The following is a 12,838-nucleotide window of genomic DNA, read 5'->3' on the forward strand; positions in this document are numbered from 1 at the left end:
CCGAGGGCGGGCCGGCCCGTGGAGCGGGGCCGTCATCGCTCCCAGGTCCCGTCGACGCGGCGCGGGATCTGCCACGGGTTGGCCGATCGCAGGGCCGGGGGCAGGGCGGCGTCGGGCGTGTCCTGGAAGGTCACCGGCCGCACGAAGCGCTGCAGGGCGGCCGCGCCGACCGAGGTGTGCGCCGGGGAGGTGGTGGCCGGCCACGGTCCGCCGTGCTGCTGGGCCCAGCCGACCGCGACGCCGGTGGGCCAGCCGTTGACCACGACGCGGCCGCAGCGGCGGGACAGCCGCTCGACCAGTCCGGGCAGGTCGGGGTCGTCCCCGGCGGCGTGGACGGCGGTGGCGAGACTGCCGGGGAGCACCTCGAGCACCTCGTTCAGTTCCTCGTTGCTCGCGTACTCGGCGACCAGCGCGACCGGGCCGAAGACCTCCTCCAGCAGGGTGGGCTCGTTTCGCAGTGCCGCCGGGGAGACCGCGAGGACGGCGGGTTGCGCTTGCCATCCCGTTCCGCTGGCCTCCGTACGCGTTATCGCGCGCGCGCCCGATTTCTCCAGTTCCCGCACCCCATCCTGGTATGCCGCGGCGATCTGTTCGGTCAGCAGCCACCCTTGCGGCGAATTTTCCGATAGAGCGGCGGCGATCCGGTCGGGCAGGCCCGCACCCTTGGGCGCCAGCAGGAGGCCCGGCTTGGTGCAGAACTGGCCCATCCCTAGGGTGAAGGATGCGACAAATCCGTTTTCGTCGAAATCTTCGGCACCGGCCGGCGTGACCACAGCGGTGTTGACCGTGCCCATCTCGGCGAAGACCGGAATCGCCTCGTCGCGCTCGGCCGCCTGCCGCCACAGGGCCAGACCGCCGCGCTGCGAGCCGGTGAACGCCACGGCCCGGATGGCCGGGTGCCCGACCAGGCGCGCCCCGGCCGCGAAGCCGGCGACCAGGCCGAGCGAACCGGCCGGAGCGCCCGCCTCGCCCAGCGCATGTAGCGCGAGGCCGGCGAGCGCGGCCGAGAGCCGCGGGTGCGCGGGGTGGGCCTTCGCGATCACCGGGCACCCGGCGGCCAGCGCGGTCGCCGTGTCGTGGCCGAGCACCCCGAAGCCGAACGGGAAGTTGCTCGCCCCGAAGACCGCGACCGGGCCGAGCGGCACGTTGACCCGCCGCAGGTCGGGCGGGCCGTGATCGATCGCGGCCCCGAGCCAGCCGCCCTCGCGCACGACGCTCGCGTAGAACCGGATCGTGTCGGCCGCACGCCCGCACTCCCCGGTGAGCCTCGCCATCCCGAGCGCGACCTCTTCGTCCGCTTTTTCGGCCAGCGGCTCGATATTTGCGGTTATGGCGTCGGCGATCGCGTCGAGCCAGCCGGCCCGCTCATGGGGCGGGGCGGCGGCCAGCCCGGCCGCGGCCGCGACGGCCGCGGCCACGGCGTCGTCGACCTCGTCCGGCGTGGAGTCGGGCGGTGCCTCGAGCGAGGCGCCGGTCCGCGGGTTGTATGAGCTCATGCCGCCACCTTGTGCACGGCCTCCACCAGTACGTCAACCGCGTCGTCGAGCAGAGTGAAGTCGATCACCAGTGGCGGAAGCAGCCGGATCACGTTCGAGTAGGTACCGCAGGTCAGCACGAGCACGCCGTGCTCGTGGCAATAACGCGCCACCGCCGCCGCCATGGCCGGTGCCGGCGTCGTGCCGCCGGCCTCGACGAACTCGAGCGCCAGCATCGCGCCGCGGCCCCGGACGTCGCCGACCGCGGGCAACTCGGCCAGCTCGTGGAGCCGGGGCAGCACCCGCGCGCCGATCTCGGCGGCCCGGGCGGCGAGGTTGTCCCGCTCGATGGTCTCCAGTGCGCCGAGCGCGGCCGCGCAGGCGATCGGGTTCCCGGCGTACGTGCCGCCGAGCCCGCCCACGTGCACGGAGTCCATGATCTCGGCGCGGCCGGTCACCGCGGAGAGCGGCAGGCCGCCGCCGAGCGCCTTCGCCGTGCAGACCACGTCGGGAACGATGCCCTCGTGCTCGACCGCGAACATGGTCCCCGTACGGGCCAGGCCGGTCTGCACCTCGTCGGCGACGAAGACGATGCCGTTCTCCCGGCAGAACTCGGCCACCCGCGGGAGGAAGCCGAGCGCGGGCACGACGAAGCCGCCCTCGCCCGCGATCGGCTCGGCCACCACGGCCGCGACCCGGTCGACCCCGATCTGCGTGCGCAGCACGTCCGCGAAGCGTGCGAAGGCCTCCTCGGCGTCGGCGTAGGGGCCGCGGAACGGATCGGCCGTCGGCACCCGGTGGATCTCCGGGGAGAACGGTCCGAACGTGTGCTTGTACGGCATCTGCTTCGCGGTCATCGCCATGGTCAGCGACGTGCGCCCGTGATAGGCGTGATCGAAGACCACGACCGCCGGCCGCCCGGTGTACGCCCGCGAGATCTTGACGGCGTTCTCGACCGCTTCGGCGCCCGTGCTGAACAGCGCCGTCCGTTTCTCGTGGTCGCCGGGGGTCAGCCGGTTGAGCGCGGCGGCCACGTCGACGAAGCCGTCGTACTCGGTGACCATGAAGCAGGTGTGGGTGAACAGGCCGGCCTGCTCGCGGACCCGCTCGACCACCCGCGGGTCGGACGCGCCCACGCTGGTCACGGCGATGCCGCAGCCCAGGTCGACGAGGTGGTTGCCGTCGACGTCGACGACGATGCCGCCACCGGCCCGCTCGACGAAGATCGGCAGCGTGATGCCGAAGCCGGCCGGGACCTCGCGCTGCCGGCGGGCGTGCCGCTCCCGCGAGAGCGGCCCGGGGATCTCGGTGCGGACGATGCGCCTCTGCTCGATGCCGGTCACGTCAGGCCTCGATGTTCGACATGACGTGCTTGATCCGCGTGTAGTCCTCGAGCCCGTACATGGAAAGGTCCTTGCCGTAGCCGGAGTGCTTGAACCCGCCGTGCGGCATCTCCGCGACCAGCGGGATGTGTGTGTTGATCCAGACGCAGCCGAAGTCGAGTCGCTTGGCCATCCGCATGGCGCGGCCGTGGTCCCTGGTCCACACGCTCGACGCGAGGCCGTATTTCACGCCGTTCGCCCAGCGCAGCGCCTCGGCCTCGTCGGTGAACCGCTGCACGGTGATGACCGGCCCGAACACCTCGTTCTGAATGATCTCGTCGTCCTGGCGGAGGCCGCTGACGACCGTCGGCGCATAGAAGTAGCCCCTGTCTCCGACTCTTTCGCCGCCCGCGTTGACCGCCGCGTGGCCGGGGAGCCGGTCGACGAAGCCGGCGACCTTGGCGAGCTGGGCCGAGGAGTTGACCGGGCCGTACAGGGCATCGGTGTCGTCCGGCGGCGCGGTCTTGGTGTTCCTCGCCTGGTCGGCCAGCGCCGCCACGAAGTCGTCGTGCAGACCGGGCCCGACCAGCACCCGCGTCGCCGCCGTGCAGTCCTGGCCCGCGTTGAAGTAGCCCGCGACGGCGATCGCCTCGGCCGCGGCCTCCAGGTCGGCGTCGTCGAAGACGATCACCGGCGCCTTGCCGCCCAGCTCCAGGTGCACCCGCTTGAGGTCGCGCGCCGCCGAGCCGGCCACCTCCATGCCGGCCCGGACGCTGCCGGTGATCGACACCATGTCGACGTCCTCGTGGTCGACCAGCGCGCGCCCGGTGTCCCGGTCGCCGGTGATCACGTTGAACACGCCTTCCGGCAGGTACTCGGCGGCGATCTCGGCCAGCAGCAGCGTGGAGGCCGGTGTGGTGTCGGACGGCTTGAGCACGACCGTGTTGCCGGCCGCGATCGCCGGCGCGAACTTCCAGACCGCCATCATCATCGGGTAGTTCCAGGGCGCCACCTGCCCGCACACCCCGATCGGCTCGCGCCTGATCATCGAGGTGTGCCCGGCCAGGTACTCGCCGGCCGACTTGCCCTCCAGCACCCGGGCCGCGCCCGCGAAGAACCGGATCTGGTCGACCATCGGCGGGATCTCCTCGTCCAGCGTGAGCTGGATCGGCTTGCCGGTGTTCCGGCTCTCCACCGCGACGATCTCGCCGGCCCGCGCCTCGATCGCGTCGGCGATCTTGAGCAGCGCGCGCTGCCGCTCGCTGGGCGTGGTGTCCCGCCAGGTTTCGAACGCCGTCCGGGCGGCCCGCACGGCGTTGTCCACATCGGTCGCGCCGGAAAGCGGCGCGGTCGCGTACGCCTCCCCCGTGCTGGGGTCGATGACGTCGGTGCTCTTGCCGTCCACGGCGTCGATCGACGCCCCGGCGATGAAGTTCTGCATCTGCTCTCCCTGGAGGCTCAGGTTGTAGAGGCTCAGCTTGTGGCGGGTCGGCTTGTGGCGGGTCGGCTTGTGGATTCCGGCGGAGAACTGTCAGACCTGGGTGGTTGACTCCACCCCCACCCAGCGAGGGTGGGGGTGGATCCCCCGGAAACGCCCCGACTACTTCGCCGGAATGGCATCCCCGGCCGGGGCGTCGCTGCGGTCGTGCGGCTTGGCCACGAACAGATAGACCAGGCCGACGCCCACCACGAGCACCGCCGACAAAATCACCAGATAGTTGTCGTACCACGCCGCGTCCGGTGTGCGGGGCCAAGCCATGTTGATCGCCGCCAGAACGCCGTAGACGAGGGCCGCGACGTTCACCGGCAGACCCCACCGTCCCATGCTGAACTTGCCGGCCGGCACCCAGCCCTTGAGCCGCGCCCGCAGCGCCGCCAGCACGATCATCTGGAATCCGATGTAGATGCCGAGCGCGGCGAACGAGACGATCCGGGTCAGCGCGCTGGCCGACACCGTCGAGCCGAGGATCACCAGCGCCGGCACCACGGCCGTCACGACCAGCGCGAACGGCGGCACGTGGCGAACCTGCGAGAACTTCGCGAGGTACTTGCTCCCGAAGATCATCTTGTCCCGGGCGTACGACTGCAGGAGCCGGCTGCCCGCCGCCTGCAGGCTCAGCGCGCAGGACAGGAACGAGATCAGCACGACGCCCAGGACGATCCGGGTGCCGGTGCTGCCGAACGCGTTCTGCAGCACGGTGTAGACCGGGTCGGCGTCCTCGCCGCTGATCACCTTGCCGAAGTCGGGCACCGCGAGGATCAGCGCGAGTGCCACGAAGATCGACGCCGCGCCGCCCACGTAGATCGTCATCCGCATCGACTTGGGAATCCGCCGGCCCGGGTCGTTGACCTCCTCGGCGACGTCGCCGCACGCCTCGAAGCCGTAGTAGAGGTAGACGCCGATCAGCGACGCCGCCAGGAACGCCGAGATGTACGAGCCGCCGGAGCCCGCCCCGAACGTGTGGAAGATGGCGCTGAAGCTCTGCTCCCGGTGGGCGGTGAGCAGCCAGATGCCGACGACGACCGCGCCGGCCAGCTCGGCCGCGAAGCCGAAGATGGCGGCCCGCGTCAGCAGCTTGGTGCCACCCAGGTTGAGCAGGGTGACGATCGCGACGACCACGAGAGCGCAGATGACGGTGCTGGTCGTGGACGGTTCGAAGCCGAGCATCAGGGCGGCGAACGGGCCCGCGCCGTAGCTCACCGAGGCGATCGTGGCGAGCAGCGCGAGCGCGTACACCCAGCCGGCCATCCACGCCCAGCGCCGGCCCCAGAGCCGCCGGGCCCAGGGGTAGATGCCGCCGGAGACCGGGAACTGCGAGACCACCTCGCCGAAGACCAGGGCGACCAGGAGCTGGCCGACACCGGCGATGACGAGCGCCCAGATCATCGGCGGACCGCCGGTGGCGAGGGCGAAGCCGAACAGCGTGTAGACGCCGACGACCGGGGAGAGATAGGTGAAGCCGAGGGCGAAGTTGCCCCACATGCTCATCTCGCGCCGGTATTCGGAGGTGTATCCGAGAGCGGCGAGAGCGGCGGCGTCGTCTCCGCCGCCACCGCTTCCGCTTTGGGTGATTGATTCGGTTCCGGCCATATGGGGGTGCCTCCTGGATCTATCGGGGAGTCCGGAAGCGGGCCACAACCCCGCTGAAGTGCAGTCATGCTAAGTTCGCCCGCCGTAGACATAGGCACGCCGGAATGTCGAATCAGGGCCGGGCGAACACTACGATCCGTCCATGGCCGTCACTGCCGTCGAGCTCCTGCGGATGCCGGCGCTCGGGCTGCGGCTGGTCACCGGCGACCCGGCGGCCGCGATCCGCTGGGCACACGCCGTCGAGCTGCTCGATCCGGCGCCGTGGCTGGCCGGCGGCGAGCTTGTGCTCACCACGGGCCTGCGGCTGCCGCGATCGGCCGAGGGACAGAAGCAGTACGTCGACCGGCTCGCCGAGGCGCGGGTGACCGGCCTCGGCTTCGGCGTCGGGCTCGGGCACGACCGCATCCCGCCCGCGCTCGGCCGCCAGTGCGCGGCCCGCGGCCTGCTGCTGCTCGAGGTGCCGCTGCCCACGCCGTTCCTGGCGATCAGCGAGGCGGTCGCCGACCTGCTCGCCCAGCAGGCCGGCGCGGCCGTCCGCCGTACGCTCGAACACCAGCAGGCGATGGCCCGCGCCGCACTCAACGCCGGGGTGGCCGGCATCGTGCGCAGCCTCGCCCGGGCGCTGGACGCCGAGGTCGTGGTCACCGACGCCCATCACCTGATCCTGGCCGCCTCCCCCGGTGACGGCGCCGACCTGCTCACCCGGGCGACCGCCGAGCTCGGCGCCGAGGCCCGCTCGGGCGGGCCGCTCGGGCTCAGCGTCTCGGCCGGCGACGAGCACCTCATGGTGCAGTCGCTCGGCATCGGCGGCACCCGGCAGGGCCTGCTCGCCGTCGCCACTCACCGGCACCTGCACCACACCGACCAGTTGTTGCTCACCCATGCCGCATCGCTGCTCTCGCTCGAGCTGGAGCGGCCGCGCGAGCTGGTCGAGGCGCATCGCGGGCTGCGCTCGGCGGTCCTCGGCGTGCTGCTCGGCGGCGACCTGCCGGCCGAGGTCGCGCACCGGCCGCTGCGCTTTCTCGGCTTCGCGCCCGCCGACCGGCTCGTGGTCGTGCTCGCCCACCCGGCCGGCCCGCGGCCGGCGCTCGCCCAGCATGTCGCGCACTGCCTCGACGACCTGGACGGCCGCCCCTACCTGCTGACCGGCCGGGAGGAGGGCGTGGTCGTCGTGGTCTGCGCGGACGATCTGGAGAGCGTGCTGGCGGCGCTCGAGGCGGCCGACGTGACGCTCGGGGTCAGCGGAGCCACCACGGCGGGCGGACTACCGGCGGCGCTGCGCACGGCCGTGCAGGCGGCGGCCGACGCCCGCTCGGCGCGGCGCCGGGTGACGCGCTTCGGCGACCGACGGCTGCCGGCGCTGCTCGCCCAGGAGGCGGTGCGCAGCGCGGTCGGGCACCTGGCCGACGACCTGCTCGCGCCGCTCGCCGACCAGCCGCTGCTGTGCCGCTCGCTCGACGTCTTCCTGCAGCACAACGGCGTGTGGGAAACGGCGTCCCGGGCGCTCGGGGTGCATCGGCACACGCTGCGGCACCGGATGTCCCGGGTGGCCGAGTTGACCGGCCTCGACCTCGAATCGGCCCAGGACCGCGCCGCGTTGCTGCTGGCCCTGCTGTCCCGCAAGATTTGAGCATCTCAGCCCATAGTCTGGGATCTGTCCGAAACTTGGCACGGCTGTGGGCGTTACCTGCGCTTTCGGTACTCGCGTCGGGGCGAACCGGCCGCTTACTATCGCGGTCTCCGTTCCACTGAGCGATCACGGGGGGTCCGTCTGCGCAGCTTCTCCGTCCCGGAACGAGTTGGCGGGTTCGGCCTGCTCGTCGGGGTCGGCGCTGTGGTCTGGCCGGCGTTCACCGGCCACACCGGCGCCTCCCTGCCGTGCCTGCTGCGCACGCTGACGGGGGTGCCGTGCCCGGTCTGCGGGATGACGACCGCGGCCGTCGCACTGGTCCGGGGCGAGGCCGGGACGGCGTTCGCGGCCAATCCGCTGATCTTCGGGTTGGCGGCGCTGGCCCTCGCCGCCGTCCCGCTCGTGGTATTGCGCGCCACGGGTGTACTGAAGCCACCGGAACCGTGGTCGCCGAGCCGGCGGCGGTGGGCGGGATGGCTTTTCGGGCTGCTCGCGCTCGCGAGCTGGCTCTTCCAACTGCATCGGCTCGGCGTCGGCTGGGCCTCGTAAAGGATCGCCGAATGACATACCCACCGAACAACGACCCGTACCAGAACCAGCAGCCGCCGCCGTACGGCCAGCAGCCGCCGGAGTATGGGCAGCAGCAGCCGCCTCAATATGGCCAGCAGCCGCCCCAGTACGGCCAGCCACCGCAGTACGGGCAGCAGCCTCCGCAATATGGGCAGCAGCCCCCGCCGCAGCAGTACGGCCAGCCCCAGTACGGGCAGCAGCCGCCGCCCCCGCAGTACGGGCAGCAGCAGCCGTACGGCACTCCCCAGGCGCCCTACGGCGCATATGGGGCGCCGACCGTCAAATACGCCAGCTGGATCCAGCGCGTCGGCGGCTACCTCATCGACGACCTGGTCCTGGTCCCGTTCTACCTGCTGGCCATCTTTCTGGGCCGCGGCGACAACGGCATCAACCTGTTCTACTTCATCTTCTCGCTGCTGGGCATCGCGGTGTGGTTTTACAACCGCGCTTACCTCGGCGGCAAGACCGGCCAGACATGGGGCCGGCAGGCGCTGGGCATCCGCCTGGTGGGTGAACAGACCGGCCAGCCGATCGGCGTCGGCATGGCCTTCCTCCGCGACCTCTGCCACATCCTCGACACCCTCGCTTGCTACGTCGGCTGGCTGTTTCCGCTGTGGGACGCGAAGAGGCAGACCTTCGCTGACAAGATCATGACGACCATCGTGGTCCACTGAACTGGCGCGGGTGCCGGCCGTGTCGCGGCCGGCACCCGCCGGCGTTCGTGGCCCGGTCAGGGGGTGCCGGCGATCGCCAGCCGCTCGATCTCGAAGACTTTGAGATCGCGGTGGAGTGGCCGCAGCAGCAGCTCGCGGTACTGGTCGGCGTCCCAGTCGCGGGTAAGGGTCAGGCCGCGGTCGGCCAGGTGCCGGGGCACGTCGGCCGGGTCGAAACCGGTCTGCCAGTGGAAACGGCGAACCCGGCGGGCCTGTTCGGGGTCGTCCAGGACCGTCTTCGGCAGGTAGGTGAACACCAGCCGGCTTCCGGTGGGCAGGCTTCCGGCGTACGCGAAAATGCTGTCGACCACCGTACGGGGAAGATATTGCGTGACGCCCTCGCAGAGCACGAGGGTCGGAAGGTCCGCGTCGTGGCCGGAGGCCGCGAGCGTCTCGCGCAGGCTCCCCTCGGCCAGGTCGATCGGGACATACCGCACCTGACCGGGCGGGTCACCGAGCCGGGCGCGCTTCGCCGCCTGCACCCTTGGAAGATCAAGTTCCCAGACCCGTGCCGTACGCATCGCGGCCATCCGGTAGGGGCGGGTGTCCATGCCGGCGCCGAGAATCACCACCTGGCGTACGCCGGCCACGAGCGTCTCCCGGCAGGCGTCGTCGATCACCCGGGTGCGGCAGACGACGCCGCCGAAGAAGCCGGGCGCGGCGAGCTCCATCAGCGGCATGAACGCGCGACGGGCCGTTCGATGCCGCACCACCCAGGCCGGCCACCCGGTGAGCAGGCGTTCCGCGACGGGGTCCTCGAACAGGCGCCGGCCCGGATCGACCCTGCCCTCGATGGCGCGCAGCAGCCCGACGCCGAACGCGGTGCCCTCGACCCGCTCGCTCGCCATGGGTGTGACCGTAGTCCTGTCACGGCGGCGGTGCCTGACTCGTCCCGCCCGCATGAGAATGCAGTTGAAGCGGGTGGCGGCCGGGGTGCTCGCCCTCTCGGCCCTGTTCGTCGGCGGATGGGCGGCGTTCGCGCCGTCGAGTTTCTATCGCGATTTCCCCCTGCCCGGGCGGGAGTGGGTGAGCGGGCTCGGGCCGTACAACGAGCATCTGGTCCGCGACGTGGGCGGGCTCTATCTGGCGTTGCTGGTGCTCGCCGCGTGGGCGGCGTTGCGGCCGAGCGAGGAGGTCATGCGGGTGACCGGGCTGGCGTGGCTGGTTTTCGGGGTGCTGCACTTCGCATTCCACGCCGCGCACCTGACAATGTTCTCCACCGGTGACCGGATCGGGATGCTCGGCGCTCTCGGCGGAACGGTCGTGCTGGCCGTCGTTCTGCTTTTGCCGGCCTCTTCCCCCGCTTCCCTCCGCTGACCGAGGGGTGGAGGGTGGCCCCGCTTTCACCTGGTGAGGCCACCCCCGTACTGCACCTCAAGGGCATTCTGCACCGCGAACTGGCGTGTCGTCGAGATCACTCTTGGCCGCCGCGAGGTACAGCCTGCTGTACCTCGATTGGGCAGCCTCCGGGAATGCCCGAAACCGGGGCGATTGGTGTGCTGAGAGCAGACCAATTCGTCCTGCGTTTCGCTCGCGTTTATCGCCCCCGGAGGCATCGTGCGCCGTTTCCCGATTGGCGTCGTCGTCGACGCGCAGCAGCAGGCGGTCGCCCTCGCGCCGCACGGGGATCGTAACGCTCGTGGCAACGCTGTGTCTGGCCACATTGGTCAGTGCCTCGGCCACGACGAAGTAGGCCGTCGCCTCGACCGAGGCCGCACACCGGCCCGGCAGCGCCACATCGGCCCGGCACGGCACCGCGCAGTCGGCGGCGAGACCCTCGACCGCCTCGGCGAGACCGCGGTCGGACAGGACCGGCGGAAGAATCCTCCGCGCCACCGTGCGCAGCTCGGCCAGGGCCTGCTCGGTCGCGTCCTGCGCGCGATCGCCAGCCAGGCGCCGCCCAGCAGCCCGACGGCGAGCGCGTCGGCCCGGCCCCGCCGGGACCAGCCGCCACCAGAGGGAAACGTCACGTCCTGCACCGCGTAGAGCGGCACGGCCAGCGCGAACAACCCGACCGCGAACCCGAAGGTGGCGTGGGCCGCGGCTCGGCAACGTCGTCATGGCTCACCTCTCACGCGGCCGAGATTGGCGGCGAAAGTCGTCGATTCGTCGCCGGTGGCGGCCCGGATGGGTCGGGGACAGGAATCTCACAGGCACCGAGCCGCGGGCTGCGCGGTGGCGAAGACGTGCCGAGAAGTCACTGCACCGGCACGGAAGGACACACCAATGACCGTCAATCCGACGTCCGCCGGGTTCCGCCGTCGGCGGATCGCGGCCGCGCTCGGCGTGGGCGCGCTGCTGGCCGGCACGGTGTATGGGCTCGGTCCGGGCGCCGCCACGGCGTCCAGTCACCGGGAGGCGCCGCTCGTCGCGGCCGACCCCGCCATCGACAACACCGACCTGTACGCATTCGTCAGCCCCGAGCGACCCGGCTACGTCACGTTCATCGCCAACTGGCAGCCGTTCGAGGAGCCGAACGGCGGCCCCAACTTCTACCCGTTCGCCACCGACGCCACGTACCTCATCAAGGTCGACAGCGACGGTGACGCCAAGCCCGACGCCACGTTCCGCTGGAAGTTCCAGAACCAGGACAAGCGCGGCGGCAACACGTTCCTGTACAACAACGGCCCCGTCACGTCGCTCGACGACGAGAACCTGCTGTTCAAGCAGACCTACACGCTGGAGTCGTCGTTCCACGGCGAGCCGTTCAAGACCCGGGCCCAGGGCGTGCCGGTCGCGCCGTCGCGGGTCGGCCAGGCGTCGATGCCCGACTACGGCACCCTGCGCTCGCAGGCGACCCGTACCCTGCCCGGCGGTTGGAAGATCTTCGCCGGCCAGGCCGACGACCCGTTCTTCCTCGATCTGCGCGTCTTCGACCTGCTGTACGGCGGGGACCTGAGCGAGACCGGGCAGGACACCCTCGCCGGGTACAACGTGAACACCATCGCCATCCAGGTGCCGTTCAAGGACGTGGCACTCAAGGGCGACGCGAAGAAGAACCCGGTGATCGGCCTCTGGACCACCACCGAGCGCGACCGCGTCCGGGTGGCCGACGGCTCGTCGTACGGCGGGAAGGTGCAGGTCTCACGCCTGGGCAACCCGCTGGTCAACGAGGTGGTCGTGCCGGCCGGTCTCAAGGACACCTTCAACGCGACCCCGCCCGAGAAGGACGCGAAGATCCCGGCGCTGGTCAAGCGGGTCACCAACCCCGAGGTGCCGCAGCTGATTCAGCAGATCTACAACATCCCCGCGCCGGCGACACCACGAAATGACCTCGTGGAGATCTTCCTGACCGGCATCACCACCAAGGCCGGCGGACCGATCAAGGCCGACCTGAACTCGCAGCTCAACAACGGCGACGTGCAGGCCGGCAAGTTCACCCCGTCGGAGCAGCTCCGGCTGAACCTCTCGGTGCCGGTGACCGGCCAGCCCAACCGGCTGGGCGTGCTCGGTGGCGACCTGCAGGGCTTCCCGAACGGGCGGCGGCTCACCGACGACGTGGTCGACATCGAGCTGCAGGCCCTGGAAGGGGCGGCGCAGACCGGCAAGCTGGTCGACGCGCTGGCCGCGGGCGACAAGGTGGACGCGAACAACCAGCAGTTCGGCGGCAAGTTCCCGTACGTCGCGCTGCCCAACGCCGCGGGCGTCAACACGCAGGGTGGTGCGGCCGCTCCTCCGCCGGCCGCGGCCCAGCCGCAGGCGGCCATGCCGTCGACCGACCCGTCCGCCAGCACCGACCCCGGCGCGATCGGCGCCGGAGTCCCCGACACCGAGGACTCCGGAGCCCCCGCGGCGCAGGGCCTGGAGCGGGCCGCCGCCGAGAGCCAGCAGGGCGGCACGTGGATGACCAAGCCGGTGGCGTACGCGACCGGAGCGACCGGCCTCGGCGCGCTGATCCTCGCCTTCGGACTGTTCGCCTTCATGCGGCGCCGGCGCACGACGCCGCCGCAGCCCGTATCCACCAACTACGACCCCGACCAGACGATGCAGATGTGACCCGTCCGGGTGGGTGTGCCGAGAGGCGCGCCCACCCGGCG

11 protein-coding genes are annotated in these 12,838 nt (G+C 71.4%); 5 read left to right on the forward strand and 6 right to left on the reverse strand.

Annotation, left to right across the window (positions count from 1 at the left end; genetic code table 11):
- Positions 1–32: 32 nt before the first annotated feature.
- From A3CQ_RS0111000 to A3CQ_RS0111015, 4 genes are all read right to left on the reverse strand, one after another.
- On the reverse strand, positions 33–1,496 hold the full coding sequence (locus A3CQ_RS0111000) for an aldehyde dehydrogenase family protein (protein WP_020510990.1): 1,464 nt from the start codon (positions 1,494–1,496) through the stop codon (positions 33–35).
- Positions 1,493–2,818, reverse strand: coding sequence for a 4-aminobutyrate--2-oxoglutarate transaminase (gene gabT, locus A3CQ_RS0111005; RefSeq protein ID WP_020510991.1), 1,326 nt, complete (start codon positions 2,816–2,818; stop codon positions 1,493–1,495). Before gabT ends, A3CQ_RS0111000 begins: the two co-directional genes overlap by 4 nt.
- Position 2,819: 1 nt before the next feature.
- Positions 2,820–4,238: a gamma-aminobutyraldehyde dehydrogenase gene (locus A3CQ_RS0111010; protein WP_020510992.1), complete on the reverse strand. Its 1,419-nt coding sequence runs from the start codon at positions 4,236–4,238 to the stop codon at positions 2,820–2,822.
- A gap of 159 nt (positions 4,239–4,397) precedes the next feature.
- A complete protein-coding gene (locus A3CQ_RS0111015; protein WP_211216537.1) occupies positions 4,398–5,786 on the reverse strand; it encodes an APC family permease in 1,389 nt (462 codons plus the stop codon).
- A gap of 244 nt (positions 5,787–6,030) precedes the next feature.
- On the opposite strand from A3CQ_RS0111015, the gene A3CQ_RS0111020 reads away from it, so the two are divergent.
- The 3 genes from A3CQ_RS0111020 (at position 6,031) to A3CQ_RS0111030 (ending at position 8,762) form a co-directional block, all read left to right on the forward strand.
- Complete coding sequence (locus A3CQ_RS0111020; protein ID WP_020510994.1) at positions 6,031–7,518, forward strand: PucR family transcriptional regulator; 1,488 nt, start codon at positions 6,031–6,033, stop codon at positions 7,516–7,518.
- Between the two features lie 204 nt (positions 7,519–7,722).
- Positions 7,723–8,067 carry a DUF2752 domain-containing protein gene (locus A3CQ_RS0111025; RefSeq protein ID WP_020510995.1) on the forward strand — a complete coding sequence of 115 codons (345 nt, stop codon included), beginning with the start codon at positions 7,723–7,725 and terminating at the stop codon, positions 8,065–8,067.
- Positions 8,068–8,078: 11 nt separating this feature from the next.
- Positions 8,079–8,762, forward strand: coding sequence for an RDD family protein (locus tag A3CQ_RS0111030; protein ID WP_020510996.1), 684 nt, complete (start codon positions 8,079–8,081; stop codon positions 8,760–8,762).
- A gap of 56 nt (positions 8,763–8,818) precedes the next feature.
- Here the strand turns inward: A3CQ_RS0111030 and A3CQ_RS52365 are convergent, their stop codons facing one another.
- Positions 8,819–9,649: a class I SAM-dependent methyltransferase gene (locus A3CQ_RS52365; protein WP_020510997.1), complete on the reverse strand. Its 831-nt coding sequence runs from the start codon at positions 9,647–9,649 to the stop codon at positions 8,819–8,821.
- A 52-nt stretch (positions 9,650–9,701) separates the two neighbouring features.
- Here A3CQ_RS52365 and A3CQ_RS0111040 point away from each other — a divergent pair, with 52 nt between their 5' ends.
- Entirely contained in the window at positions 9,702–10,118 is a 417-nt protein-coding gene (locus A3CQ_RS0111040; RefSeq protein ID WP_026205551.1) for a hypothetical protein, read from the forward strand.
- A 57-nt stretch (positions 10,119–10,175) separates the two neighbouring features.
- Here A3CQ_RS0111040 and A3CQ_RS62655 read toward each other — a convergent pair whose 3' ends face one another.
- The gene (locus A3CQ_RS62655) at positions 10,176–10,637 is read right to left on the reverse strand and encodes a sensor histidine kinase (protein ID WP_245577167.1); all 462 of its coding nucleotides are present in this window, start codon (positions 10,635–10,637) and stop codon (positions 10,176–10,178) included.
- A gap of 390 nt (positions 10,638–11,027) precedes the next feature.
- Here A3CQ_RS62655 and A3CQ_RS52370 point away from each other — a divergent pair, with 390 nt between their 5' ends.
- A complete protein-coding gene (locus A3CQ_RS52370) occupies positions 11,028–12,797 on the forward strand; it encodes a DUF4331 domain-containing protein (protein ID WP_020510999.1) in 1,770 nt (589 codons plus the stop codon).
- The last annotated feature ends 41 nt before the right edge of the window (positions 12,798–12,838 follow it).

The organism is Paractinoplanes globisporus DSM 43857 (assembly GCF_000379645.1).
Classification (GTDB): Bacteria; Actinomycetota; Actinomycetes; order Mycobacteriales; family Micromonosporaceae; genus Actinoplanes; species Actinoplanes globisporus.